Below are 24065 nucleotides of genomic sequence, written 5' to 3'. Positions count from 1 at the left end.
ATCAGCCTAGGCTAGGCTCAATGATTCCACCTACAACTATCAGGGAGCTTTCCATGACTCAATTGCGCCGCGTAGCGATCATCGGCGGTAACCGCATTCCCTTCGCCCGCTCCAATGGGCAGTACGCCACGGCAAGCAACCAAGCGATGCTGACGGCGGCGCTGGAAGGCCTGATCGAGCGCTACAACCTGCATGGCCTGCGCATTGGCGAGGTGGCTGCGGGGGCGGTGCTCAAGCATTCCCGTGACTTCAACCTGACCCGCGAATGTGTGCTGGGCTCGCGCCTCTCGCCGCAAACCCCGGCTTATGACATTCAACAGGCATGCGGCACCGGGCTGGAGGCGGCGTTGTTGGTGGCTAACAAGATTGCGCTCGGCCAGATCGAATGCGGTATTGCCGGCGGGGTGGACACGACCTCGGACGCGCCGATTGGCGTGAATGAAGGGCTGCGCAAGATCCTGCTGCAAGCTAACCGCAGCAAATCCATGGCGGATAAGTTAAAAGTCTTGTTACAACTTCGCCCAAATCACCTCAAGCCAGAGCTGCCGCGCAATGGCGAACCGCGCACCGGGTTGTCCATGGGCCAGCATTGCGAGTTGATGGCGCAAACCTGGCAGATCCCCCGCGCCGAACAGGACCAGTTGGCCCTGGAAAGCCATCAGAAAATGGCCGCTGCCTACGCCGAAGGCTGGCATAACGATTTGCTCACGCCGTTCCTGGGGCTGACCCGCGACAATAACTTGCGCCCCGACCTGAGCTTGGAAAAACTTGCCGCCCTCAAACCCGCCTTTGAACGCAGCGAAAAGGGCACACTGACCGCCGGCAATTCGACGCCGCTCACCGATGGTGCATCGCTGGTATTGCTGGGCAGTGAAGAATGGGCCAAGGCGCGTGGCCTGCCGGTCCTTGCCTACCTGCGTGATGGCGAAGCTGCGGCGGTGGATTTCGTCAACGGTGCCGAAGGCTTGTTGATGGCGCCGGTGTACGCGGTGCCGCGTTTGTTGGCGAGGAATGGTCTGACGCTGCAGGACTTCGATTACTACGAGATTCACGAGGCGTTCGCCGCCCAGGTGTTGTGCACGCTCAAGGCCTGGGAGGATGCGGACTACTGCAAGACGCGCCTGGGGCTGGAGGCGCCGTTGGGGTCTATCGACCGCAGCCGCCTGAATGTGAAGGGCAGCTCCCTGGCTGCCGGGCACCCGTTCGCCGCCACCGGCGGGCGTATCGTCGCCAACTTGGCCAAATTGCTGGATGCGGCAGGTAAGGGGCGTGGCCTGATTTCCATCTGCGCGGCGGGTGGGCAGGGGGTTACGGCGATCATTGAGCGTTGAAACTGGCATATTGGATGCATTCTTAAGTGATCAACGGTCGGTAGCCCCTCCCACCGGCGAGCCGATTGCCGTATAACGAGTGCCATACGCGTATTTGGTAATAAAGGACCCACAATAAAAGCTGATGAAGACTCCTAAACGCATTGAACCCCTGATCGAAGACGGTCTGGTCGACGAAGTGCTGCGCCCACTCATGAGTGGTAAAGAAGCAGCTGTTTATGTGGTGCGCTGCGGCAATGAATTGCGTTGCGCCAAGGTTTACAAGGAGGCGAACAAACGAAGTTTTCGTCAGGCGTCCGAATACCAGGAAGGCCGTAAGGTCCGCAACAGCCGCCAGGCCCGGGCCATGGCCAAGGGCTCCAAGTTCGGCAAGAAAGAAACCGAAGATGCCTGGCAGAACGCTGAAGTGGCGGCGTTGTTCCGTCTGGCCGGCGCGGGCGTTCGCGTGCCCCAGCCGTTTGACTTCCTCGAAGGCGTGCTGCTGATGGAACTGGTGGCCGACGAGTACGGCGATGCGGCGCCGCGTCTGAACGACGTGGTACTGGAGCCGGACCAGGCACGTGAATACCACGCCTTCCTGATCTCCCAGATTGTGCTGATGCTGTGTACCGGCCTGGTGCACGGTGACTTGTCCGAGTTCAACGTACTGCTCACGCCGACCGGCCCGGTGATCATCGACCTGCCCCAGGCGGTGGATGCGGCGGGCAACAACCACGCGTTCAGCATGCTGGAGCGGGATGTGGGCAACATGGCTTCCTACTTCGGGCGCTTTGCCCCGGAGTTGAAGAAGACCAAGTACGCCAAGGAAATGTGGGCGTTGTATGAAGCCGGCACCTTGCACCCGGCCAGTGTATTGACCGGCGAGTTCGACGAACCGGAAGAACTGGCGGACGTGGGCGGCGTGATTCGCGAGATCGAAGCGGCGCGGCTGGATGAAGAGCGCAAGCAGGCGATTCGTGCGGCGGATGATGCGCCACCGAGCAAGACGGCGGAAGAACCGCCACCGCCTTGGATGCAATGATTCGTTAACCCGAGGCTGGCGCGGTTCCCTGTGGGAGCTGGCTTGCCTGCGATTGCATCACCTCAGTGTGGCTGACACACCGAGGTGTCTGCATCGCAGGCAAGCCAGCTCCCACAGTTGTTTTGTGTATGCCCTTTCAGGGGCAGCAACTCCCCGACGCCAGTTCCTTGAGGATCGGACAATCCGGCCGATCATCGCCCTGGCAGTGCTCCACCAGGTCCTGCAACGTATCGCGCAATTGCCCCAGCTCCAGGATCTTCTGGTTCAACGCTTCGATATGCTGGCGCGCCAACGCTTTCACATCGGCACTGGCGCGCTGCCGGTCCTGCCACAGCGTTAGCAGCTTGCCGACCTCTTCCAATGAAAACCCCAAGTCTCGCGAGCGTTTGATAAACGCCAGGGTGTGCAAATCGTCCGCGCCATAGATCCGATAGCCGCTGTCGGTGCGGTGGGCGGCTTTGAGCAGGCCGATGGATTCGTAGTAGCGAATCATCTTGGCGCTCAACCCGCTCTGGCGGGCGGCTTGGCCGATGTTCATGGGCGTTGATCCTCCAGATCCTTGGGTTTCCAGGTTTTAAGCAGCAGGGCGTTGCTCACTACGCTGACACTGGACAGCGCCATGGCTGCGCCCGCCAGCACCGGGTTGAGCAGGCCGAACGCCGCCAGGGGAATGCCGATCAAGTTATACACAAACGCCCAGAACAGGTTCTGGCGGATTTTCGCATAGGTCTTGCGGCTGATCTCCAGGGCCGCCGGCACCAAGCGTGGGTCGCCGCGCATCAAGGTGATACCGGCGGCGTGCATGGCCACGTCGGTGCCGCCGCCCATGGCGATACCGATATCAGCGGCAGCCAGCGCCGGGGCGTCGTTGATGCCGTCGCCGACCATGGCCACCACGCCGGTTTTTTTCAGCTCGGCGACAGTGGCGGCTTTGTCGGCGGGCAGCACTTCGGCGTGCACATCATCGATGCCCAAGGCCTCGGCGACCACACGGGCGCTGCCGCGATTGTCGCCGGTGAGCAAATGGCTGGTGATGTGCCGGGCCTTGAGTTGCTCCACCGCTTCCAGTGCGCCGGGCTTGAGGGTGTCGCCAAACGCAAACAAGCCCAGCACACGCGGTTGTACACCTTGCTCAATCAGCCAGGACAACGTGCGTCCCTCGGCTTCCCAAGCCTTGGCCGACTCGGCCAGGTCGCCCGTGCTCAAACCGTTTTCTTCCAACAGCCGGCGATTGCCCAAGGCCAGTGGCCGACCGTCGAGTGTGCCGGCAATGCCGCGACCGGTAAGGGATTGACTGGCGCTCACATCTGCCACGTTCAACCCTTGTTCGCTGCAGGCATCCAGCACCGCCTTGGCCAACGGGTGTTCACTGCCGCGTTGCAATGCGCCGGCTTGTTGCAGCAGCAGGGCTTCGTTGCCATCCACCGCTACCAGATGGGCGATCTTCGGCGCGCCAGAGGTGAGGGTGCCGGTCTTGTCGAACACCACGGCGCTCACTTCATGGGCGCGTTCCAGGGCTTCAGCGTCCTTGATCAGGATGCCGTAGCGTGCGGCGACGCCGGTACCGGCCATGATCGCGGTGGGTGTGGCCAGGCCCAGGGCGCAAGGGCAGGCGATCACCAGCACGGCGACGGCGTTGATGATCGCGGTCTCCATCGACGCGCCGTACAGCCACCAGCCCACCAGGGTAATCAACGCCAGCACCAGGACCGCTGGAACGAAGACTTGGCTGACTTTATCCACCAACTTCTGGATCGGTGCCTTGGCGGCTTGTGCGTCTTCCACCAGGCGGATGATTCGCGCCAGCACGCTCTCTGCGCCCAAGGCCTGGGTGCGCACCAGCAAGCGGCCTTCGCCGTTGATAGCGCCGCCGGTAACCTTGTCCCCCGGTTGTTTCGGCACTGGCAAGCTTTCACCGCTGATCAAGGCTTCGTCGGCGTGGCTCTGACCCTCGACCACTTCGCCGTCCACCGGGAAACGCTCGCCGGGCTTGACCATGACCAGGTCGCCCAATTTCAGCGCACTGATGGCGACATCTTCTTCGCGGCCTTCAATGACCCGAATCGCCCGCTCCGGGCGCAGCGCTTCAAGGGCGCGAATGGCGCTGGCGGTCTGGCGTTTGGCGCGGCTTTCCAGGTATTTGCCCAGCAGCACCAAGGCGATCACCACCGCCGAGGCTTCGAAGTAAAGGTGCGGCATGCTGCCTGCTGGCGCGGTAAGCCATTCATAAATACTCAGGCCATACCCGGCGCTGGTGCCGATGGCCACCAGCAGGTCCATATTGCCTGCACCGGCCCGCACGGCTTTCCAGGCCGCTATATAGAAGCGCGCACCAAAGATGAATTGCACGGGCGTGGCCAGTGCGAACTGCACCCAGGCCGGTAGCATCCAATGCAGGCCGAAGGGCTCTACCAACATCGGCAGTACCAACGGCAGCGCGAGCGCAATGGCCAGCAGCAGCGACCAGCGCTCGCGGTGCAGGCGTTGTGCCTGGTTTGCGTCTGTGGTGGTTTCACTTTGGGGCAGGCTGGCGGTATAGCCGGCCTTGTCGACGGCGGCGATCAACACGGCGGGGTCCAACTGGCCCTGCACTTCAACGTGGGCGCGTTCATTGGCCAAGTTGACGCTGACGCTTTGCACCCCCGGCACCTTGCCCAGCGCGCGCTCGACACGGCCGGCACAGCTGGCACAGGTCATGCCGCTGATGGGCAGGTCAAACGTGGTCGATCCATTCATGGGGCAGTCCTCCAGAAGAAGTTGCCCCTAGCATCAACCTTGACCTATGGGTAAGGTCAAGCGCGTTTAATATTCCAGTGAGGCGGCTTTGAGGTACATACCGTCCGGGCCCTGGGCGATGCGCAACTTGCGTACGTCACCGGCCTTGAGCGTGATGTTCTGCGCCGGCGGCGCCAACAGGCCCGGCAGGCAGCCTGGGGATTGGCCCGGCAGCAGTTTCAAGCGCAATGACAGGTTGCCCGCCGGCAAGTTGAACGAGGTGGCTTGCTCCTGGAACAGTCGGCCTGCCAACTGGTCATTGAGGTACAAGCCGATCTCGCAGTTGGTCGGCACTTCCAGGCGTTCGCGGGAAATGATCAGCACCGCGTAGTCTTCTGCGGCATTGGCCAGGGGCGCAGCGGCAGACAAACCCATCAGGCCCGCAAGGGCAAAAAACGACCAGCGCATGGCGAATGCTCCATGGTTCATATCCAAGATGGGTGAAGCTTGGCCGACCACGCCTGCGAATACCAGCCCGGCCGAACATTACAGAACTTGACCTTGCCATGATGGCAAGGTCGACATTACACCCAACCTCATCAAAGGAGTCATGTCATGCAAGTATTCAACGTTGAAGGAATGACCTGCGGCCATTGCGTTCGGGCCGTGACCCAGGCGGTGCAGAGCCAGGACCCGGCCGCTGAAGTGAAGGTGGACCTCGCGGCCAAGCAAGTCAGTGTGCAAAGCCAGCTGAGCGCGGAAGTGATCGCCGGCTTGATCCGCGAAGAAGGCTACACCGTCTCCTGATTTTTAATAGTTAGCGAGCTATCGTAATGTTCAAGGCACCCAAGCACGGCTAGACTGTCGGGCTGCTGTCCTACTTGGGTGCCTGATGAACCTCCGCATAATTTTGATCCTGGGTGCCTTGAGCGCCTTTGCACCGTTGGCGATCGATTTTTACCTGCCGGGCTTCCCGGCGATGGCCGCCGCGTTTGCCACCGACGAAAAACATATCCAGCGAACGCTGGCGGTGTACTTCGCGGGCCTGGCGATCGGCCAATTGATCTATGGCCCTTTGGCCGACCGCTTTGGCCGGCGCGTGCCGCTGCTCAGTGGCGTCACCTTGTTCACCTTGGCTTCTTTTGCCTGTGCCTATGCGCCGTCCCTGGAATGGCTGACGGGCGCGCGTTTTGTGCAAGCCCTTGGCGGTTGCGCGGGCATGGTGATTTCCCGGGCGGTGGTCAGCGACAAATGTGACGCAGTGGGTTCGGCCAAGGTGTTTTCCCAACTGATGCTGGTGACCGGCCTGGCGCCGATCCTGGCGCCGCTGGCGGGCGGGGTGATGGTCGGGTTGTGGGGCTGGCAGTCGATCTTCCTCGCGCTCACCGTGTTCAGCGTGATGGCCGCTATCGCTGTCGCGGTGGGTTTGCCGGAAACCTTTCCCGCCCATCAGCCACGCCAGCCGCTGTCCGGCTCGCTGCGTCGCTACGGCGCGCTGTTGTCCGACCGGGTCTACCTCGGCTACGCCCTCACCGGCGGTATTTCGATTGCCGGGATGTTTGCCTATATCGCCGGCTCCCCCTTCGTCTTCATCCAACTCTACGGCGTGCCCGCCGAGCATTACGGCTGGCTGTTCGGCTCCAACGCAGCGGGCTTTATCCTGGTGGCGCAGCTCAATGCGCGGTTGCTTTCCAAGCGCGGCCCAGCGTTTTTGCTGTCGCGCAGCGTGTGGGTCTATCTGTTGGCGGCGGTGACGTTGCTCGGTGTTGCGGCATTGCACACCAATGCGTTGTGGCCATTGCTGGTGCCGCTGTTTATCTGCATCGCCAGCCTGGGCTGCATTTTGCCCAACACCTCGGCGTGTGCCATGAGCGGGCAGGGTGCACGTGCCGGTAGCGCATCGGCGCTGCTGGGGTGCATTCAGTTTGGCGTAGCGGCGGGAGCGGCGTCGTTGGTGGGGATCTTGCACGATGGCAGCGCGATGCCGATGGCAATGGTCATCAGCCTGTGCGGTGTATTGGCCGTGACGATTGCGGTGTCGACCCAGCGCCTGCAACGGGCAAGGGCCGCACAGGCGCAGGTCTAGGAAGCCGATCAGCCAGCGGCGGAGCGTTGCTGGCTGGGTGGGAAGCGGTGAGGCGCCTGGATACGGGCTTGCAGGGTGTCGGCAAAGGCGCGGGCCTCGGCCTCGGTGCGGAAGGTGAACGCATCACCGTCGAGACGAACCTGCCATTTGTTGCCTGGGGATTTTGCTAACGCTTTTATCAGGATCTTCATTGCTGACCTCCTTACGTAAAAGAAACGCGGCAAAGGCGGCCAATATAAACCCGAATACGCTCACAAATATGACAAAGGTCAACCTTCGGACTAATGGTGACGTCCATCACCTTGGTGAATAACGGACGTCACCCAAGCGCTCCTTTTAGAACCCTTCCAACACAATCTTGCCCTTGGCCTTGCCGCTTTCCAGCAATGCGTGGGCACGGCGCAGGTTGGTCGCATTGATCACGCCGAAGTGCTCGCCCACCGTGGTTTTCAAGGTGCCGGCGTCGATCAGTTCGGCCACGCGATTGAGCAGGTTGTGCTGCTCGATCATGTCCGTTGTCTCAAACATCGAGCGTGTGTACATGAACTCCCAATGCAGCGACAGGCTCTTGCGCTTGAGCTTGCTCACGTCCAGCGTTTTTGGGTCGTCGATCAGCGCCAGCTTGCCTTGGGGTTGCAGGGCGTCAACAAGCTGGTCCAAGTGATGGTCGGTCTGGGTCAGGCTGGCGACGTGGGTAACCTGTGCCTGGCCGGCGTTTTTCAGCGCCTCGCTCAGCGGTTGGCTGTGGTCGATCACCAGGTCGGCGCCCAAGGCCTTGGCCCATTCCTGGGTTTCCGGGCGCGAGGCGGTACCGATCACTTTCAACGCGGTGAGTTGGCTGGCGAGTTGGGTGAGGATCGAACCCACACCACCGGCTGCGCCGACGATGAGCAGGCTCTGGCCTTCATCCTGTTTCCCTTCACGCACTTGCAGGCGCTCAAACAGCAGTTCCCAGGCGGTGATAGCCGTGAGCGGCAGTGCGGCGGCCTCAGCGAAGCCGAGGCTTTTCGGCATGTGGCCAACGATGCGCTCGTCCACGGTGTGCAGTTCGCTGTTGCCGCCCGGGCGTACCAGGGAGCCTGCGTAGAACACCTTGTCACCAGCCTTGAACAGCGTGACTTCGCTGCCGACAGCCTTGACCACACCGGCCACGTCCCAGCCCAGCACCTTGGCGGCGCCGTTTTCCGGGGCGACGTTCTGGCGCACCTTGGTGTCTACCGGGTTCACGGAGATGGCTTTGACTTCCACCAGCAGGTCACGGGGGCCGGCGACCGGCGCGGGCAATTCGATGTCTTGCAGGGCGTTTGGGTCGTTGATTGGCAGGGATGTGTAGTAGGCAATGGCTTTCATGGGAGCTCCGGAAAATGGGCGGTGATCAGGCAAGAAACTTCAGGCGCTTGAGTTCGAAGTGTTCGATCACATCGGCCGCCTTGGCGCGGAAATTCTGGATGTGGGCACTCTGGTCGTGGTCGGCCAGCGCGGCCTCGTCGCTCCAGCGTTCAAGCATGTAGAAGGTCTCTGGGTGTTGCAGGTCCTGGTGCAGGTCGTACTGCTCGCACCCGGCTTCCAGACGGGTAGGTTCCAGCAGGCCGCGCAGCAAGGGTTCCAGGACGACCTGTTGGCCGGGTTTGGCGATCAGCGTGGCGATGACGTTAAAGGCTGTGGACATATTCGACTCCAGACACGTGATAAACGGGCTGGACAGATGATTGGCTATTTCCCACGAAGATAAAAGCGGCTAAAACAAAGGTCTGTTTCAACAAAATATTGATAATGAGCGGAAATATATGCTGCGTTTTGATGATTTGCAGTTGTTTGTGCGCGCCGCCGACTTGGGCAGTTTGTCGGCGGCGGCGCGGGTGATGGATTTGTCACCTGCTGTGGCCAGTGCGGCGCTCAAGCGCATCGAACAGCAACTGGGCGCGCGCTTGCTGGCCCGCTCCACCCGCAGCTTGCGCCTGACTGCCGAAGGTGAAGGTTTCCTGGAATATGCCCGCGCCGCATTGAGTTCTTTGGACGAAGGGCGACGTCTATTGGCCAGTGGCCAAGACCATGTCAGCGGCGTGCTGCAGCTGTCGGCGCCTTCGGACTTCGGCCGCAACCAACTACTGCCGTGGCTGGATGAGTTCCAGCGCGAGTACCCGCAACTGACCGTACGCCTGCTGTTGGGGGATCGCATTGCCGACTTGTTTCGCCAACCGGTGGACATCGCCCTGCGCTACGGCGAACCGGAGGATTCGAGTCTCATCGCGCTCCCGGTCGCAGCAGAAAATGTGCGGGTGTTGTGCGCCGCGCCCAGTTACCTTGCGCGCCATGGTGAGCCGAGATACTTGGAACAACTGGCTCAGCACAATTGCCTGCTCTATATGCTCGGCAGCCGAGTCCATGATCACTGGACCTTTTACGACGGTAAGCGCGAAGTCAGTCTGACGGTCAGCGGTGATCGTTTCAGTGACGATGCAGATGTGGTGCGCCGCTGGGCGGTAGCCGGTGTGGGCATTGCTTACAAATCCTGGCTGGATGTCAGCACCGATGTGCTGGCTGGGCGCTTGCGCTTGATCCTGCCGGAGTTGCGTGGCGAACGAACGCCGCTCAATTTGTTGTGCGCGCATCGCGCCCAGTTGAGCAAACCCATCAACTTGCTGCGGGAAATGCTTGTGTCCCGCTGTGCGACATTAAGTGCGCAGTTGCCGGAGCGATTGATCACCGGCCAGTAGCCTTCAAGCTCTCCAGAAGTTTCACTCAAGTGCTGTCCCTATCTGCGCTGTAGGACGCTGCGGAACCGTGCGTTTGCGCCCCTATACTTTGACGCCAACCGCAGCAGTCAAACGATTTAACAGGGAGTGAACCGATGGAAGAAGCACCTTGTATCAGTCATATCGCCAGCTTGCTCGCCGATCCCAAACGTACAGCGATGCTCTGGGCCTTGATGGACGGTTCGGCCAAATCCTCCTCGGAGCTGGCGAGGTCTGTCGGGTTGACAGCGGCATCGGCCAACGCCCATCTGGGTCGGTTGATCGGTAGCGGATTACTGCGGGTCGAGGTCGGGCGCGGCAAGCGACTGTTTCGCATGGCGGCGCCAGACGTCAGCGCCGCTATCGATGCCTTGGCCTGCACAACAGTGGCCAGCGCGGCACGCAACGCGCCAGAGGTTGCACTGCCCGCATTGGCGGCGCCGTTGTCGCTGCGACGTGCCCGGTTATGCCGTGGCCACCTCGGTGGCGAGTTGGCGGCGCAGTTGTACCAACAGATGTTGGCGGGGCGATGGATCGAGCGCTATGAGCATCGGACTGAGGTCACGCTAAAGGGCGCGCGGCACTTGGCGCACCTGGGTATTTTCATCCAGGCGCTGGCAATGCCATTGGTGTGTGACTGCTGCGATTGGAGTCAACAGCATCCGCACCTGGGAGGTGCGTTGGGCGCCGGGTTGCTGCAACTGTTCTTGCAGTCGAACTGGATCAGCGTGGCCCACGACTCCCAAGCGTTGACGGTAAGTGACATCGGCCTGACGGAAATCGCGCGATTGGCAACGTCGGAGCAGTCGTAGTAGCGGTCGCGTCGTTCAGAGTTTCAATCAGGTCGCATCCAGCAATAACCTGGAAAAACCATGCCGCACACTCGCCGAGGGGATTCTTCACACAGGGGGTGCGGCATGGGTATGCAAGGCTATAGCGCAGCGGAACGGCTGGAACGGTTGCCCATCAGCGGCTACCACCGAATCATTTTCATCATTATCGCCCTGGCGTTTTTCTTCGACTCCATGGACCTGGCGATGATGACCTTCCTGTTGGGGTCGATCAAAACCGAGTTCGGGCTGAGCACAGCCCAGGCTGGGTTGCTGGCCAGTTCGAGTTTTTTTGGCATGGTGGTAGGGGCATCGTTGTCCGGGATGCTCGCCGATCGCTTTGGCCGCAAACCCGTATTCCAGTGGAGCATTGTGTTGTGGGGCATCGCCAGTTACCTGTGCTCCACGGCGCAGACGGTGGAGACGCTGACGCTGTTTCGCATCCTGCTGGGGATTGGCATGGGCATGGAGTTTCCGATTGCGCAGTCAATGCTGTCCGAGCTGATTCCGGCCAAGGGGCGTGGGCGCTATATCGCGCTGATGGACGGCTTCTGGCCGCTGGGTTTTGTAGCAGCGGGGGTGCTGTCTTACTTTTTGCTGCCGGTGATTGGCTGGCGCGACATCTTCCTGGTGTTGGCGGTGCCGGCGGTGTTTGTACTGGCGATCCGATTTTTTATCCCCGAGTCGCCGCGCTGGCTGGAACAGGCTGGGCGGCATGAGGCGGCAGACAAGGTATTGCAGGGCATCGAGCAAAAAGTCCGCGATTCGATAGGTCGCCACGACCTACCAGAGCCCATCCGCCTGCCACGGGTGGAGAGTGCGCCCGGGACATTCTTCTCGGCATTCCAGCAACTGTGGTCGGCGCAGTACCGGCAACGCACGATGATGATCTGGAGTGTGTGGTTTTTTGCCTTGCTGGGTTTTTACGGGCTGACGTCTTGGTTGAGCGCGCTGTTGCAGCAGTCGGGTTTCGCGGTAACCCAGTCGGTGTATTACACGGTGATCATTTCCCTGGGCGGGATTCCCGGTTTCTTGATGGCGGCTTGGCTGGTGGAGCGGTGGGGGCGTAAGCCGGTGTGCGTCGTGACGCTGCTGGGTGGCGGGGTAATGGCATTTTTGTACGGGCAGAGTGCGGTGTTTGGCGGCAACGTGGGCCTTCTGATCACCTCAGGCCTGTTGATGCAGTTCTTTTTGTTTGGCATGTGGGCGGTGCTCTACACCTACACACCGGAGCTATATCCCACGTCGGCACGGGCGACGGGGTCCGGGTTTGCCTCGGCGATTGGCCGGGTCGGTTCGTTGCTGGGGCCCTTGGTGACCGGGCTGGTGTTTCCGATTACCGGGCAGGGTGGCGTGTTTGCCCTGGGCGCGCTGTGTTTTGCGGTCGCGGCGTTGGTGGTGTGGGTGTTTGGGATGGAGACGAAGGGCAAGACTTTGGAAGAACTCACCGAGATTTAACCGGCAACACAAAACCAATGTGGGAGCGAGCAAGTCCGCTCCCACATTTAGGCTGCATTCATCCAGTGAGTGCGGCTTATGGCTTTACCAACCGCGCATCCAGGCTGTTCTGCGCCAGGCGTTTGGCCTGGTCCTGGGTCATGCCCAGTGCAGTGTGCAGCGCGTGGAAATTCTCGGTGACATAACCGCCGAAGTACGCCGGGTCGTCCGAGTTGACCGTGACTTTCACGCCACGCTCAAGCATGTCGAGAATGTTGTGCTGGGCCATGTCGTCGAACACGCAGAGCTTGGTGTTGGACAGTGGGCACACGGTCAACGGGATTTGCTCGTCGATGATGCGCTGCATCAAACGCTCGTCTTCAATGGCACGTACGCCATGGTCGATTCGCTGGATTTTCAGCAGGTCGATGGCCTCCCAGATGTACTCGGGTGGGCCTTCTTCGCCGGCGTGGGCCACGGTCAGGAAGCCTTCGTGACGGGCACGGTCGAACACGCGCTGGAACTTGCTCGGCGGGTGACCCATTTCAGAACTGTCCAGGCCCACGGCCACGAACGCATCACGGAACGGCAGCGCCTGGTCGAGGGTTTTCTCGGCTTCGGCTTCGCTCAAGTGGCGCAGGAAGCTCAAGATCAAACCACTGGTGATGCCCAGTTGCTGCTCGCCATCTTTGAGCGCAGCGGCGATGCCATTGAGCACCACTTCGAAGGGGATGCCACGGTCGGTGTGGGTCTGCGGGTCGAAGAACGGTTCGGTGTGGATCACGTTCTGTTCTTTGCAGCGCAGCAGGTAGGCCCAGGTCAGGTCGTAGAAGTCCTGGGAGGTGCGCAGCACATCGGCACCCTTGTAGTACAGGTCGAGAAACTCTTGCAGATTGTTGAAGGCGTAAGCCTTGCGCAGGGTTTCGACGTCGTTCCACGGCAGCGCAATTTTGTTGCGCTCAGCCAGGGCGAACAGCAACTCAGGCTCCAGCGAGCCTTCCAGGTGCAGGTGCAGTTCAGCCTTGGGCAGGGCGTTGAGCCAATCGTACATTTCTAAATTCTCATCAGGTGCAATGGCGGCATTCTACAGGCCATGGCTGAAATAATTGGCAAAACCTGACCAGCAGGATCGTTTTTGTTGCGTTCGCACAAGGGCCGCGTGAACTAAGGTGTAACGAAACGTTAGCAGCGTGCCGTAGTCTGCACCCCATCAATGACTGATTTGCTGTTCGATAAGGCCCGGAATGCTCACATCCCTCAAGCAAGAAAAATTCATGCTGCTGGCGCTGATTGCCGCCATTGCCGCGTACCCGCTGGAACACTGGATGCTCAACAGCGGACAGGGCGTGGCGCTGCTCGGTGGCGTGGTGTTGATCGCGTTTATCGTGGTGGCGTCGATGCGTGTCGCCCATCATGCCGAGCAATTGGCCGAAAAGGTCGGCGACCCCTACGGCACCATGATCCTCACCTTGGCCGCCGTGCTGGTGGAAGTGGTGATCCTGGCGATCATGATGAGCAACGAGCCGTCGCCTACGTTGGTGCGCGACACGATCTATTCGGCGGTGATGCTCGATATCAACGGCATTCTCGGCCTGGCCGCGCTGATGGGCGGCATCAAGCATGGCGAACAGTCCTACAACGATGATTCGGCGCGCAGCTACAGCGTGATGATTCTCACCGCCATGGGCGTGTCGATGGTAGTGCCGGAGTTTATCCCCGAGGCCGACTGGAAAATTTACTCGGCCTTCACCATCGGCGCGATGGTGGTGTTGTACACCTTGTTCTTGCGGATGCAGGTGGGGCCCCACAGTTATTTCTTCAGCTACAGCTACCCGGAGAAGCGTCGCAAGAAGCAGCCGGAGGAAGAGGAGTCGCCGCCGGTGAACCTGGCGTTCTCCATCGGTACGTTGGTGTTTGGCGTGATTGTGATTGGTGCGCTGGCCGAGGTGATGTCCAAGACCCTGGACCTGGGCCTGGAAGGCACGGGCGCGCCGCCAGTGATCACGGCGATTGTGGTGGCAGCCATTTCGGCGGCGCCGGAAATTCTGACGGCATTGCGGGCGGCGTTGGCCAACCGTATGCAGTCGGTGGTGAATATTGCCTTGGGCGCGTCGTTGTCGACGGTAATCCTGACGGTGCCCGTGATGGAAGCCATGGCGCTCTATACCGGCCAGCCGTTCCAGATGGCGATGACGCCGGTGCAGACGGTGATGGTGTTTATCACGCTGATTGTCAGTGCGATCAACCTCAATGATGGCGAGACCAATGCCATCGAAGGGATGACGCATTTTGTGTTGTTTGCCACCTTTATCATGTTGTCGTTGCTGGGACTCTAACCAGATTTACTGACCGCAACAGGGCCCAATGTGGGAGCGGGCTTGCTCGCGAAGGCGGCTTGTCAGTCAGCGCATGAGTTGGCTGAACCACTGCCTTCGCGAGCAAGCCCGCTCCCACATTTAGAGCTGCGTCAGGCTCAAGTTCCTGCGATCAAGGCTCTTGCCGCTTGGGTGTGATCAGCAATCAAACCCTTGAGGTCCAGTCCTTCGACTTGGCCGTCAATCACCCGCCATTTACCCGCCACCATCACCCGGTCCGCCCGGTCTGCACCGCACAGCAGCAGCGCAGAAATCGGATCATGGCTACCCGAGAAGCGCAGCTCATCCAGCTTGAACAGTGCCAGGTCGGCTTGCTTTCCTACAGCCAACTCACCGATGTCCGTACGGCCCAGTAACTGCGCTGAACCCTTCGTCGCCCATCCCAGCACGCCTTCGGGGGTGATCTTTTCTGCGCCGTAGCGCAAGCGCTGGATATACAAGGCCTGGCGTGCTTCGAGGATCATGTTCGACGCATCGTTGGACGCCGAGCCGTCCACGCCCAAACCGATAGGCGCACCGGCGGCGAGCAGGTCCAAGGTCGGGCAGATGCCGGAGGCCAGACGCATGTTTGAACTTGGGCAATGGCAGATACCGGTGCCGGCATCGCCCAAGCGCGCAATTTCATCCGGATTGAAGTGAATACCATGGGCCAGCCAAGTGCGTGGGCCGAGCCAGCCGACGCTGTCGAGGTAGTCGACGGTGCGCAGGCCGAAGCGTTGCAGGCAGAAGTCTTCTTCGTCCAGGGTTTCCGCCAGGTGCGTATGCAGGCGCACATCGAGTTTTTCGGCCAGTTCGGCACTGGCGCGCATGATTTCCGGGGTGACGGAAAACGGTGAGCAGGGCGCCAGCGCGATCTGGATTTGCGCGCCATCGCCACGCTGGTGGTATTCGTGGATCAGACGCTGGCTGTCGTCGAGGATCACCTGGCCTTGCTGCACGGTTTGCTGTGGCGGCAGGCCACCATCGGCTTCGCCCAGGCTCATGGAGCCGCGGGTAAGCATGGCGCGCATGCCCAGTTCGCGCACGCTTTGCACCTGAACATCGATCGCATTTTCCAAACCATCGGGAAACAGGTAATGGTGGTCGGCGGCCGTGGTGCAGCCCGAGAGCAGCAGTTCAGCCAGCGCGACTTTGGTGGCGAGGGCGAGTTTTTCCGGGGTGAGGCGCGCCCAGACCGGGTACAGGGTTTTCAACCAGGGGAACAGCGGCTGATTGACTACCGGCGCCCAGGCGCGAGTCAGGGTTTGGTAGAAGTGGTGGTGGGTGTTGATCAGGCCCGGCAGGATCACATGTTCGCGGGCATCGAACACTTGTGCACAGGGTTGCGCGGGCTCTTGTCCCAAGGCCAGCACTTCGGTGATCACACCGTCTTGCAGCACCAAGCCACCACGGGCATCGAGACCATTGGCAGTGAAAATTGCGAGGGGGTTTTTTAACCAGATACGGGTCGCAGGCATTGGCCGGCTCCTCTGAATGATGGGTTCAGGTTTGCCAGCTCAGTGTTGCCCTGTCTGCTGATCCAGGGTCGCCGGTTAAGGCGAGGGAGTAGATTACGTGTAGTTCGAGATCTCGTCCATCTGTAGGAGGATGGACGAGATGGTGTGGGAGGCGGTTACCAGGCGATGGTATCGCCCTTGTAGTCCACGAAGTGGTGGCCGCCTTTACCGGTGTAGGCATTCACTTGATCTACCAGGCCACGCACGCTGGTGTCGACGTCGATATGCGCGTTTTCGCCGCCCATGTCGGTTTTCACCCAGCCCGGATGCAGCGACAACACGGTCAATTTTTGATCACCCAATTGGGTGATGAAACTGTTGGTCATGGAGTTGAGCGCGGCCTTGCTGGCCTTGTACAGCGCCAAGTCCGAGCCATCGGGGATGGTCACGCTGCCCAGTACCGAACTCATGAACGCCAGCACGCCGCTGTCTTTGCGGATCTGCCCGACGAACCGCTGGGCCAGGTTGATCGGTGCCACGGCGTTGGTGAAAAACAGTTGGCCGACTTCCGCCAGGGTGGCGTGGCCCGGTTCCTGATTCGCGGGGCCTTTGACGCCGGCGTTGACGAACAACAGGTCGAAGGTGCGGTCCTTGAGGCGCTGGCTCAGGGCAATCACGGCTTGCTGATCGTCCATGTCGAGTTTCTCGATCTTCACTGGCCCGACGGCTTTCAGGGCATCGGCTTTGCTCGGGTCTCGTACGGTGGCGGTCACGTCCCAGCCGTCCTGGAGCAATTGCTTGACCAGGCCAAGGCCCAGCCCGCGCGAGGCGCCGATGATCAGTGCGGTTTTTGGCGTAGACATGAAAAGCTTCCTTTGGAGTCGCGGTTCAGGGAGTTCAATGTAAGCAGTTTCAGCGTTGTAGCAAGATACGCCCACGGCTGAGGTCGGCGAGTTGAGTTTGCAAGGTGTCGATATGTGCTTCACCCAAGGCAAGCTGTAGTTCGACGCCATTGGCGGTAAAGGTTTCCTCCACCACCAGCCCGCCCAGTTCGGCGACACGCAGTTTTACCAGATTCAATTCGGAGAAACTGCAGGCGCAGCTCAACGGCACCCGGCTGATCAGTTCGATGCGTTCGGCGTTTTGCAGGCATTTGTTCGCGCCACCCCCGTAGGCGCGGGCCAGACCACCGGTGCCGAGTTGGATGCCGCCGTACCAGCGAATGACCAGTACCGCGACCTGGTCAAAACCTTGCGCCTCTATGGCCGCCAGGATTGGTCGACCCGCCGTGCCACCGGGCTCTCCATCGTCATTGCTGCGGTATTGGTCGGCGAGTTTCCAGGCCCAGCAGTTGTGCGTGGCGTTCAGGTCGCTGTGCTGCTCGAAAAACGCCTGGGCGTCTTGCGGGCTGGTGATCGGGGCGGCAAGGGTGATAAAGCGGCTTTTGCGTATTTCTTCACGAAATTCGCAAAGGCCGGTCAGCGTGAAAGACATAAGGCGCTTCGTTTATAGGGCCGGCTTGACGCCACAGCCTTTGAGAATGATGTGGATCAGGTTGTTGCCGGCGTCTTCCATATCCTGCTTGGTCAGCTTGGTACGGCCAGTGACGCGGCAGATTTGGGTGGCGAAGTCGGCGTAATGTTGGGTGCTGCCCCACAACAGGAAGATCAGGTGCACCGGGTCGACGGGGTCCATCTTGCCGGCCTCTATCCAGGCTTGGAACACCGCGGCACGGCCGCTGAACCAGGCGCGATAGTCCTGGCTGAAATATTCGGTCAGGCATTCGCCGCCGCTGATGATCTCCATGGCGAAGATCCGCGAGGCTTGGGGATGACGTCGCGAAAACTCCATCTTGGTGCGGATATAGCGACTCAAGGCGATGGCGGGATCGTCCTCGGCGGTCAGCGCGTTGAATGTGCTGTCCCACAGTTCGAGGATATTGCTGAGTACCGCGATATACAGCCCCAGCTTATTGGTGAAGTAGTAATGCAAGTTGGCTTTAGGCAGTCCGGCACTGGCAGCAATGGTATTCATGCTGGTGCCTTTGTAGCCATGGCGCGCGAATTCGTCTTCAGCAGCCTGGAGGATCGCTTGTTCGTTCTTTTGCCGAATACGGCTGGCGGGTTTTCCGGTGGGGTTGCTGTGGGCAGGAACTTCGAGGCTCATGGAGGTTTCCGTGCTGATCGATAGAGACGACGTGTGCACAGATAACCCACCCTCAAGCCCCAGACAAGTCCCGATGCAATAAAACCGTCAAAGCGGTTCGAGTGTGTCGCTTTCCGATGTGTGGTTTGCGGCAATGGGGCTGGCCTTGGCCTCCGGTAATAACAGGCACAGCACAATGGCCGTCAGGCCGCCGCTGGTGATGGCCGAATCGAACAGGTTCTGCACCAGGGTTGGCATCAGGTGCAGCAGGTTCGGTTGGGCGGCGATGCCCAGGCCGACGCCAAAGGAAGTGGCGATGATCAACATGCTGCGACGGTCCAACGGCGCCTGGGCCAGGATACGCACACCGGCAGCGGCCACGCTGCCGAACATCACTAGCGTTGCGCCGCCCAGAACGGGCTTGGGGATTTGCTGCAGCACTGCGCCAATCAACGGAAACAATCCGAGGCAAAACAACACCACGCCAATGTATAAACCGACATAACGGCTGGCCACGCCGGTGAGTTGGATCACGCCATTATTCTGGGCAAACGTGGTGTTGGGGAAGGCGCTGAACGTGGCGGCGATCATGCAACTGACGCCATCACCCAATACGCCACCCTTGAGCCGGCTTATATAGGAGGGGCCACTGATGGGCTGGCGGGCGATCATGCAATTGGCGGTCAGGTCGCCGACGGTTTCGATGCTGCTGATCAGGTAAATCAGCGCGATCGGTAGGAAAGCGCTCCAGTCGAAGTTGAAGCCGAAGCGAAAGGGAATTGGCAGGCTGACCAGCGGCAGATCGGGCAGGGCTTGGGGTACGAGCTTGCCGCTGAACCAAGCCGCCAGGCTGCCAAGGGCCAGGCCGATGATGATCGCCGAGAGCCGTACCCAGGGGGTGTTGGAACGGTTGAGCAAGATGATCGTCAACACCACGAACACGCCCAACGCCAGGTTGGTGGGCGCGCCAAAGTCGGGCGCGTTGAAACCGCCGCCCAGGTCAGTGATGCCTACTTTGATCAGGCTGATGCCGATGAGGGTAATCACAATTCCGGTCACCAACGGTGTGATCACCCGGCGCAGTTGGCCGATGAAGCGGCTCAGCACGATTTGCACCAAAGCGCCGAAAAAGCACACGCCGAAGATCATCGCCATGATGTCTTCCGGGCTGCCGCCACGTTGCTTCACCAGGAAGCCCGCCGACAATACTGCGCCGAGGAACGCGAAGCTGGTGCCTTGCAGGCAGATCATCCCGGCGCCGATACCAAACGGCCTACGCGCCTGGATGAAGGTGCCGACGCCGGAGACCATCAGTGCCATGCTGATCAAGTAGGGCAAGTGGGCGGTCAGGCCCAAGGTAGAGCCGATGATCAATGGCGGAGTAATGATGCCCACGAAAGCGGCCAGCACATGTTGCAGTGCGGCCAATAAGGCAGGCGCGGGTTTTGGTCGGTCGTTGAGTCCGTAGATCAGGTCGCTGTTGCTGGACGATTCTGGTGGCATGGCGGGCAAGCTCAAGGTCGATGTCCTTGTGCTCTTGCAAAAAACTGTCCAACTGCTCAGCTTTTTGCCGCGACGCCGCGTTAGCGGGTTGCCGCGAGACTTTCCAGGAAACTTTCCAGCACCAAATGGGGGCGGCGGCCCTTGCGCGTGACCGATGCGAGGCTTAAATCGTAAAAACGTGTAGCCGGTTTCAGCGCACGCAGTCGGCCTTGTTGCACCCATAGGCTGGCGTAGTGATCGGGCAGGTAGCCGATGTAGCGGCCAGTGAGGATCAGGAACGCCATGCCTTCGCGGTCAGATGCACTGGCGGTGCAGTTGAGGGCCTGGTAGTGCGCCTGGATGTCGGCTGGCAAGCGGAAGGTGGGGGCGATGGCGTCCTGGCTGTCGATGCGTGTGTCGTCTAGTTGTTTGTTGTCGGCATAAAACAGAGGGTGGCCAACCGCGCAGTAGAGCAATGAGCGTTCGCTGTACAGCGGTTGATATTCCAGTCCTGACAGTGCGCTGGCTTGCGGCACCACGCCGACGTGCAGTCGACCGTCGAGCACACCTTGTTCCACTTCGTTGGGGGCGATCATGCGGATCTGGATCTGCACGTCCGGACCGCGCTCCTTCAGCTGTGCCAACGCGTGGGTAATGCGCATGTGGGGCAGGGTGACGAGGTTGTCCGTGAGGCCGATGATCAACTCGCCGCGCAAATGCTGGTGCAGGCCGTTGACCTCAGTGCGGAAACTTTCCAGGGCACTTAATAGCTGCAGGGCGGATTGGTAGACCTCGCGGCCTTCTTCGGTCAGGGAAAACCCAGCGCGCCCGCGTTGGCAGAGTCTTAAGCCGAGGCGCTGCTCAAGATCACTCATTTGCTGGCTGATCGCCGAACGACCGATGCCAAGCACGGTTTCTGCCGCCGAGAAACCACCGCACTCCACCACGCTGCGAAAGATGCGCAACAGGCGTATGTCGAAGTCGCTGACTTGGGCCAGTGGATCGGGTCGACGGCTGCTCATAGTTTAGTAAAGGCCTGACTGAAGGTTAGAAGAGTTGAATTTCACCGACTTTATCGCCGTGGCAATTTAGCTGCAACAACGCTTTTCAATCCCGACGCTGCCTTTTGCCTTGCGAGGTTTTGCTGATGAACATGCCCGAAAACGCCCCATCGTCCCTGGCCAGCCAACTGAAGTTGGACGCGCACTGGATGCCCTATACCGCCAACCGTAACTTCCAGCGTGACCCGCGCCTGATCGTGGCCGCTGAAGGCAGCTGGTTGACGGATGACAAGGGGCGCAAGGTCTACGACTCGTTGTCGGGTCTTTGGACCTGCGGCGCCGGGCATACCCGTAAGGAAATCCAAGAGGCGGTTGCCAAGCAACTGGGCACCCTGGATTACTCGCCGGGGTTCCAATACGGTCATCCGCTGTCCTTCCAACTGGCAGAAAAGATTACCGACCTGACCCCGGGCAACCTGAACCACGTGTTCTTCACCGACTCCGGTTCTGAGTGCGCTGATACCGCGGTGAAAATGGTGCGCGCCTACTGGCGCCTAAAAGGCCAGGCCACCAAGACCAAGATGATCGGCCGCGCCCGTGGCTACCACGGTGTAAACATCGCCGGTACCAGCCTGGGTGGTGTGAACGGCAACCGTAAGATTTTTGGCCAGGCAATGATGGATGTTGACCATCTGCCGCACACCTTGCTGGCGAGCAATGCGTTCTCCCGTGGCATGCCGGAGCAAGGCGGTATTGCCTTGGCCGATGAATTGCTCAAGCTGATCGAGCTGCATGATGCTTCGAACATCGCTGCGGTGTTTGTTGAGCCGATGGCGGGTTCCGCTGGCGTGCTGGTGCCGCCACAGGGTTACCTCAAGCGTCTGCGCGAGATCTGCGACCAGCACAACATTTTGCTGGTGTTCGATGAGGTGATCACCGGTTTCGGCCGTACCGGCTCGATGTTCGGTGCCGACAGCTTTGGTGTAACCCCGGACCTGATGTGCATCGCCAAGCAAGTCACCAACGGTGCAATCCCGATGGGCGCGGTCATTGCCAGCAGCGAGATCTATCAGACCTTCATGAACCAAGCCACGCCTGAGTACGCGGTGGAATTCCCACACGGTTACACCTACTCGGCGCACCCGGTAGCGTGCGCGGCTGGCCTGGCGGCATTGGACCTGCTGCAGAAGGAAAACCTGGTGCAGAGCGTAGCCGAAGTCGCGCCGCACTTTGAGAATGCGCTGCATGGCTTGAAGGGCAGCAAGAACGTAATCGACATTCGCAACTATGGCCTGGCCGGTGCGATTCAGATTGCCCCGCGTGACGGTGATGCCATCGTGCGTCCATTCGAGGCCGGCATGGCCTTGTGGAAGGCCGGTTTCTACGTGCGCTTTGGCGGCGACACGCTGCAGTTTGGGCCAACCTTCAACAGCAAGCCGCAGGACCTGGATCGTCTGTTCGACGCGGTCGGCGAAGTGCTGAACAAGATCGACTGATTTCTCCTTCTTTATAGAACAACTTTTCAGGAGCCCTGCATGAGCCTTATCCAGCATTTGATCAACGGTGAGTTGGTCAGTGACAGCGGCCGTAGTGCCGATGTGTACAACCCGTCCACCGGCCAAGTGATTCACCAGGTGCCGTTGGCCAGTCGTGAAACTATTCAGCAGGCTATCGACTCGGCCAAGGCTGCGTTTCCTGCGTGGCGTAATACCCCGCCGGCCAAGCGTGCCCAGGTGATGTTTCGTTTCAAGCAATTGCTGGAGCAAAACGAAGCGCGTATCTCGCAGTTGATCAGCGAAGAGCACGGCAAGACGCTGGAGGACGCGGCTGGTGAATTGAAGCGCGGGATCGAGAACGTTGAGTACGCGTGTTCGGCGCCGGAGATTCTGAAGGGTGAATACAGCCGTAACGTAGGACCGAATATTGATGCGTGGTCGGATTTCCAGCCTCTGGGCGTGGTAGCGGGTATCACCCCGTTCAACTTCCCGGCGATGGTGCCGCTGTGGATGTACCCGCTGGCGATTGTCTGCGGTAACTGTTTCATCCTGAAACCGTCGGAGCGTGATCCGAGCTCGACGCTGTTGATTGCACAACTGTTGCAGGAAGCCGGTCTGCCTAAGGGCGTGCTGAGCGTGGTGCACGGTGACAAGGGCGCGGTGGATGCGCTGATCGAAGCGCCGGAGGTGAAGGCGCTGAGTTTTGTGGGCTCGACACCGATTGCCGAGTACATCTATTCCGAAGCCACCAAACGCGGTAAACGCGTGCAGGCCCTGGGCGGTGCGAAGAACCATGCGGTGTTGATGCCGGATGCAGACCTGGATAACGCGGTCAGTGCCTTGATGGGCGCGGCCTATGGTTCGTGCGGCGAGCGTTGCATGGCGATCTCGGTGGCTGTCTGCGTGGGCGACCAGGTAGCGGATGCGTTGATCGCCAAGCTGGTGCCGCAGGTCAAGGCGCTGAAGATTGGTGCCGGCACCTCTTGCGGGCTGGATATGGGGCCGTTGGTGACGGGGCAGGCGCGGGACAAGGTCAGTGGCTATATCGAAGACGGTGTGGCGGCGGGGGCTGAGTTGGTGGTTGATGGGCGCGGCTTGAGCATTGCCGGACATGAGGAAGGTTTCTTCCTGGGTGGCAGCCTGTTTGATCGCGTAACGCCTGAGATGCGCATCTATAAAGAAGAGATCTTCGGGCCAGTGCTGTGCGTGGTGCGGGTGAATAGCCTGGAAGCGGCGATGCAGTTGATCAACGATCATGAATACGGCAACGGTACCTGCATCTTTACTCGTGACGGTGAAGCCGCGCGTCTGTTCTGTGACGAGATTGAAGTGGGCATGGTGGGTGTGAACGTTCCACTGCCGGTGCCGGTGGCATATCACAGCTTCGGTGGCTGGAAGCGCTCGCTGTTTGGCGACTTGCACGCTTATGGGCCGGATGGGGTGCGTTTCTATACCCGTCGCAAAGCGATCACTCAGCGTTGGCCGCAGCGGGCCAGCCATGAAGCCTCGCAGTTCGCGTTCCCTAGCTTGTAACATGAGCTGAAAGTCGGCCCCTTGGGGCCGGCTTTTGTGTTTTTGGGGGTTTTCTGACCTATATGACAGAAATGTGAAGAAACAGGTTGACGGCAGATTCTGGAGGCCTATAATTCGCCCCACTTCCGGCGCAGTCGAAACGGAAAACTCCTTGGTAAACAATGGGTTATGTAGGTTTCGGCAGTCAGTTGCTTCAGCTCATCGAAGCCCGCAAGAAGTTGAAAAAGAGGTGTTGACAGCAGCGTGTAACGCTGTAGAATTCGCATCCCGCTAACGAGTGATCGGAAGCGCAAGTGGTTGAAGTTGTTGAAGAAATCTTCGAAAGCTTCTGAAAATAATCACTTGACAGCAAATGAGGCTGCTGTAAAATGCGCGCCTCGGTTGAGACGAAAGATCTTAACCAACCGCTCTTTAACAACTGAATCAAGCAATTCGTGTGGGT

The 24065-nt window shown here is 60.1% G+C and carries 23 protein-coding genes; 10 read left to right on the top strand and 13 right to left on the bottom strand.

Annotated elements, in window-relative coordinates; all coding sequences use genetic code 11:
• Nucleotides 1–53 precede the first annotated feature (53 nt).
• Together HF257_RS03725 and HF257_RS03720 are read left to right on the top strand one after the other, a co-directional pair.
• Complete coding sequence (locus HF257_RS03725) at nt 54–1331, top strand: acetyl-CoA C-acetyltransferase (protein ID WP_185705310.1); 1278 nt, start codon at nt 54–56, stop codon at nt 1329–1331.
• Nucleotides 1332–1455: 124 nt separating this feature from the next.
• The gene (locus HF257_RS03720; protein WP_185705312.1) at nt 1456–2352 is read left to right on the top strand and encodes a PA4780 family RIO1-like protein kinase; all 897 of its coding nucleotides are present in this window, start codon (nt 1456–1458) and stop codon (nt 2350–2352) included.
• Nucleotides 2353–2488: 136 nt separating this feature from the next.
• On the opposite strand, the gene cueR is transcribed toward HF257_RS03720, so the two are convergent.
• The 3 genes from cueR to HF257_RS03705 form a co-directional block, all read right to left on the bottom strand.
• Nucleotides 2489–2890, bottom strand: a complete 402-nt coding sequence (gene cueR, locus HF257_RS03715) for a Cu(I)-responsive transcriptional regulator (protein ID WP_185705314.1) — start codon at nt 2888–2890, stop codon at nt 2489–2491.
• Nucleotides 2887–5088, bottom strand: coding sequence for a heavy metal translocating P-type ATPase (locus HF257_RS03710; RefSeq protein ID WP_185705316.1), 2202 nt, complete (start codon nt 5086–5088; stop codon nt 2887–2889). Before HF257_RS03710 ends, cueR begins: the two co-directional genes overlap by 4 nt.
• 66 nt (nt 5089–5154) lie before the next feature.
• Nucleotides 5155–5535: a hypothetical protein gene (locus HF257_RS03705; protein ID WP_185705318.1), complete on the bottom strand. Its 381-nt coding sequence runs from the start codon at nt 5533–5535 to the stop codon at nt 5155–5157.
• A gap of 147 nt (nt 5536–5682) precedes the next feature.
• Here HF257_RS03705 and HF257_RS03700 point away from each other — a divergent pair, with 147 nt between their 5' ends.
• Nucleotides 5683–5874: a heavy-metal-associated domain-containing protein gene (locus HF257_RS03700; RefSeq protein ID WP_185705320.1), complete on the top strand. Its 192-nt coding sequence runs from the start codon at nt 5683–5685 to the stop codon at nt 5872–5874.
• 85 nt (nt 5875–5959) lie between these two features.
• On the top strand, nt 5960–7153 hold the full coding sequence (locus tag HF257_RS03695; RefSeq protein ID WP_185705322.1) for a Bcr/CflA family multidrug efflux MFS transporter: 1194 nt from the start codon (nt 5960–5962) through the stop codon (nt 7151–7153).
• A gap of 8 nt (nt 7154–7161) precedes the next feature.
• Here HF257_RS03695 and HF257_RS03690 read toward each other — a convergent pair whose 3' ends face one another.
• The 3 genes from HF257_RS03690 to HF257_RS03680 form a co-directional block, all read right to left on the bottom strand.
• The gene (locus HF257_RS03690; RefSeq protein ID WP_185705325.1) at nt 7162–7344 is read right to left on the bottom strand and encodes a hypothetical protein; all 183 of its coding nucleotides are present in this window, start codon (nt 7342–7344) and stop codon (nt 7162–7164) included.
• Nucleotides 7345–7489: 145 nt separating this feature from the next.
• Nucleotides 7490–8503, bottom strand: a complete 1014-nt coding sequence (locus HF257_RS03685; RefSeq protein ID WP_185705327.1) for a zinc-binding alcohol dehydrogenase family protein — start codon at nt 8501–8503, stop codon at nt 7490–7492.
• 25 nt (nt 8504–8528) lie between these two features.
• The gene (locus HF257_RS03680) at nt 8529–8822 is read right to left on the bottom strand and encodes a putative quinol monooxygenase (RefSeq protein WP_185705329.1); all 294 of its coding nucleotides are present in this window, start codon (nt 8820–8822) and stop codon (nt 8529–8531) included.
• 118 nt (nt 8823–8940) lie between these two features.
• Between HF257_RS03680 and HF257_RS03675 the strand changes: the two genes are divergently transcribed.
• The 3 genes from HF257_RS03675 (at nt 8941) to HF257_RS03665 (ending at nt 12176) form a co-directional block, all read left to right on the top strand.
• Complete coding sequence (locus HF257_RS03675) at nt 8941–9870, top strand: LysR family transcriptional regulator (RefSeq protein WP_185705332.1); 930 nt, start codon at nt 8941–8943, stop codon at nt 9868–9870.
• A 134-nt stretch (nt 9871–10004) separates the two neighbouring features.
• The gene (locus HF257_RS03670) at nt 10005–10700 is read left to right on the top strand and encodes an ArsR/SmtB family transcription factor (protein ID WP_185705334.1); all 696 of its coding nucleotides are present in this window, start codon (nt 10005–10007) and stop codon (nt 10698–10700) included.
• Between the two features lie 105 nt (nt 10701–10805).
• Nucleotides 10806–12176, top strand: coding sequence for an MFS transporter (locus tag HF257_RS03665; protein WP_185705336.1), 1371 nt, complete (start codon nt 10806–10808; stop codon nt 12174–12176).
• Nucleotides 12177–12252: 76 nt separating this feature from the next.
• Here HF257_RS03665 and HF257_RS03660 read toward each other — a convergent pair whose 3' ends face one another.
• Entirely contained in the window at nt 12253–13206 is a 954-nt protein-coding gene (locus tag HF257_RS03660; RefSeq protein WP_021493192.1) for an adenosine deaminase, read from the bottom strand.
• A 193-nt stretch (nt 13207–13399) separates the two neighbouring features.
• On the opposite strand from HF257_RS03660, the gene HF257_RS03655 reads away from it, so the two are divergent.
• On the top strand, nt 13400–14491 hold the full coding sequence (locus HF257_RS03655; RefSeq protein ID WP_185705338.1) for a calcium:proton antiporter: 1092 nt from the start codon (nt 13400–13402) through the stop codon (nt 14489–14491).
• A 137-nt stretch (nt 14492–14628) separates the two neighbouring features.
• Here HF257_RS03655 and HF257_RS03650 read toward each other — a convergent pair whose 3' ends face one another.
• The 6 genes from HF257_RS03650 to HF257_RS03625 form a co-directional block, all read right to left on the bottom strand.
• Nucleotides 14629–15987 carry an 8-oxoguanine deaminase gene (locus HF257_RS03650; protein ID WP_185705341.1) on the bottom strand — a complete coding sequence of 453 codons (1359 nt, stop codon included), beginning with the start codon at nt 15985–15987 and terminating at the stop codon, nt 14629–14631.
• Nucleotides 15988–16142: 155 nt separating this feature from the next.
• Complete coding sequence (locus tag HF257_RS03645) at nt 16143–16829, bottom strand: SDR family oxidoreductase (RefSeq protein WP_185705343.1); 687 nt, start codon at nt 16827–16829, stop codon at nt 16143–16145.
• 49 nt (nt 16830–16878) lie between these two features.
• Nucleotides 16879–17460: an IMPACT family protein gene (locus tag HF257_RS03640; protein ID WP_185705345.1), complete on the bottom strand. Its 582-nt coding sequence runs from the start codon at nt 17458–17460 to the stop codon at nt 16879–16881.
• Between the two features lie 12 nt (nt 17461–17472).
• Nucleotides 17473–18132, bottom strand: coding sequence for a TetR/AcrR family transcriptional regulator (locus HF257_RS03635; protein WP_185705347.1), 660 nt, complete (start codon nt 18130–18132; stop codon nt 17473–17475).
• Nucleotides 18133–18219: 87 nt separating this feature from the next.
• Nucleotides 18220–19614: a uracil-xanthine permease family protein gene (locus HF257_RS03630; protein WP_185705387.1), complete on the bottom strand. Its 1395-nt coding sequence runs from the start codon at nt 19612–19614 to the stop codon at nt 18220–18222.
• A gap of 80 nt (nt 19615–19694) precedes the next feature.
• Nucleotides 19695–20615, bottom strand: coding sequence for a LysR family transcriptional regulator (locus tag HF257_RS03625; RefSeq protein ID WP_185705349.1), 921 nt, complete (start codon nt 20613–20615; stop codon nt 19695–19697).
• Between the two features lie 125 nt (nt 20616–20740).
• Here HF257_RS03625 and HF257_RS03620 point away from each other — a divergent pair, with 125 nt between their 5' ends.
• On the top strand, nt 20741–22090 hold the full coding sequence (locus tag HF257_RS03620; RefSeq protein ID WP_016977052.1) for an aspartate aminotransferase family protein: 1350 nt from the start codon (nt 20741–20743) through the stop codon (nt 22088–22090).
• Between the two features lie 39 nt (nt 22091–22129).
• Nucleotides 22130–23623: a CoA-acylating methylmalonate-semialdehyde dehydrogenase gene (locus HF257_RS03615; RefSeq protein ID WP_185705351.1), complete on the top strand. Its 1494-nt coding sequence runs from the start codon at nt 22130–22132 to the stop codon at nt 23621–23623.
• The last annotated feature ends 442 nt before the right edge of the window (nt 23624–24065 follow it).

It is taken from the genome of Pseudomonas cremoris (assembly GCF_014230465.1).
This window is presented reverse-complemented; position numbering and strand designations above follow the sequence as displayed.

Bases quoted from the DNA above. Each gene is read 5' to 3' on its own strand.
- HF257_RS03705 (WP_185705318.1), bottom strand. From the start codon at position 5,535: ATGCGCTGGTCGTTTTTTGCCCTTGCGGGCCTGATGGGTTTGTCTGCC.
- HF257_RS03640 (WP_185705345.1), bottom strand. From the start codon at position 17,460: ATGTCTTTCACGCTGACCGGCCTTTGCGAATTTCGTGAAGAAATACGC.
- HF257_RS03620 (WP_016977052.1), top strand. From the start codon at position 20,741: ATGAACATGCCCGAAAACGCCCCATCGTCCCTGGCCAGCCAACTGAAG.
- HF257_RS03710 (WP_185705316.1), bottom strand. From the start codon at position 5,088: ATGAATGGATCGACCACGTTTGACCTGCCCATCAGCGGCATGACCTGT.
- HF257_RS03695 (WP_185705322.1), top strand. From the start codon at position 5,960: ATGAACCTCCGCATAATTTTGATCCTGGGTGCCTTGAGCGCCTTTGCA.
- HF257_RS03670 (WP_185705334.1), top strand. From the start codon at position 10,005: ATGGAAGAAGCACCTTGTATCAGTCATATCGCCAGCTTGCTCGCCGAT.
- HF257_RS03690 (WP_185705325.1), bottom strand. From the start codon at position 7,344: ATGAAGATCCTGATAAAAGCGTTAGCAAAATCCCCAGGCAACAAATGG.
- HF257_RS03665 (WP_185705336.1), top strand. From the start codon at position 10,806: ATGGGTATGCAAGGCTATAGCGCAGCGGAACGGCTGGAACGGTTGCCC.
- HF257_RS03660 (WP_021493192.1), bottom strand. From the start codon at position 13,206: ATGTACGATTGGCTCAACGCCCTGCCCAAGGCTGAACTGCACCTGCAC.
- HF257_RS03615 (WP_185705351.1), top strand. From the start codon at position 22,130: ATGAGCCTTATCCAGCATTTGATCAACGGTGAGTTGGTCAGTGACAGC.
- HF257_RS03725 (WP_185705310.1), top strand. From the start codon at position 54: ATGACTCAATTGCGCCGCGTAGCGATCATCGGCGGTAACCGCATTCCC.
- HF257_RS03655 (WP_185705338.1), top strand. From the start codon at position 13,400: ATGCTCACATCCCTCAAGCAAGAAAAATTCATGCTGCTGGCGCTGATT.
- HF257_RS03625 (WP_185705349.1), bottom strand. From the start codon at position 20,615: ATGAGCAGCCGTCGACCCGATCCACTGGCCCAAGTCAGCGACTTCGAC.
- HF257_RS03635 (WP_185705347.1), bottom strand. From the start codon at position 18,132: ATGAGCCTCGAAGTTCCTGCCCACAGCAACCCCACCGGAAAACCCGCC.
- HF257_RS03630 (WP_185705387.1), bottom strand. From the start codon at position 19,614: ATGCCACCAGAATCGTCCAGCAACAGCGACCTGATCTACGGACTCAAC.
- HF257_RS03645 (WP_185705343.1), bottom strand. From the start codon at position 16,829: ATGTCTACGCCAAAAACCGCACTGATCATCGGCGCCTCGCGCGGGCTG.
- HF257_RS03650 (WP_185705341.1), bottom strand. From the start codon at position 15,987: ATGCCTGCGACCCGTATCTGGTTAAAAAACCCCCTCGCAATTTTCACT.
- cueR (WP_185705314.1), bottom strand. From the start codon at position 2,890: ATGAACATCGGCCAAGCCGCCCGCCAGAGCGGGTTGAGCGCCAAGATG.
- HF257_RS03720 (WP_185705312.1), top strand. From the start codon at position 1,456: ATGAAGACTCCTAAACGCATTGAACCCCTGATCGAAGACGGTCTGGTC.
- HF257_RS03685 (WP_185705327.1), bottom strand. From the start codon at position 8,503: ATGAAAGCCATTGCCTACTACACATCCCTGCCAATCAACGACCCAAAC.
- HF257_RS03700 (WP_185705320.1), top strand. From the start codon at position 5,683: ATGCAAGTATTCAACGTTGAAGGAATGACCTGCGGCCATTGCGTTCGG.
- HF257_RS03675 (WP_185705332.1), top strand. From the start codon at position 8,941: ATGCTGCGTTTTGATGATTTGCAGTTGTTTGTGCGCGCCGCCGACTTG.
- HF257_RS03680 (WP_185705329.1), bottom strand. From the start codon at position 8,822: ATGTCCACAGCCTTTAACGTCATCGCCACGCTGATCGCCAAACCCGGC.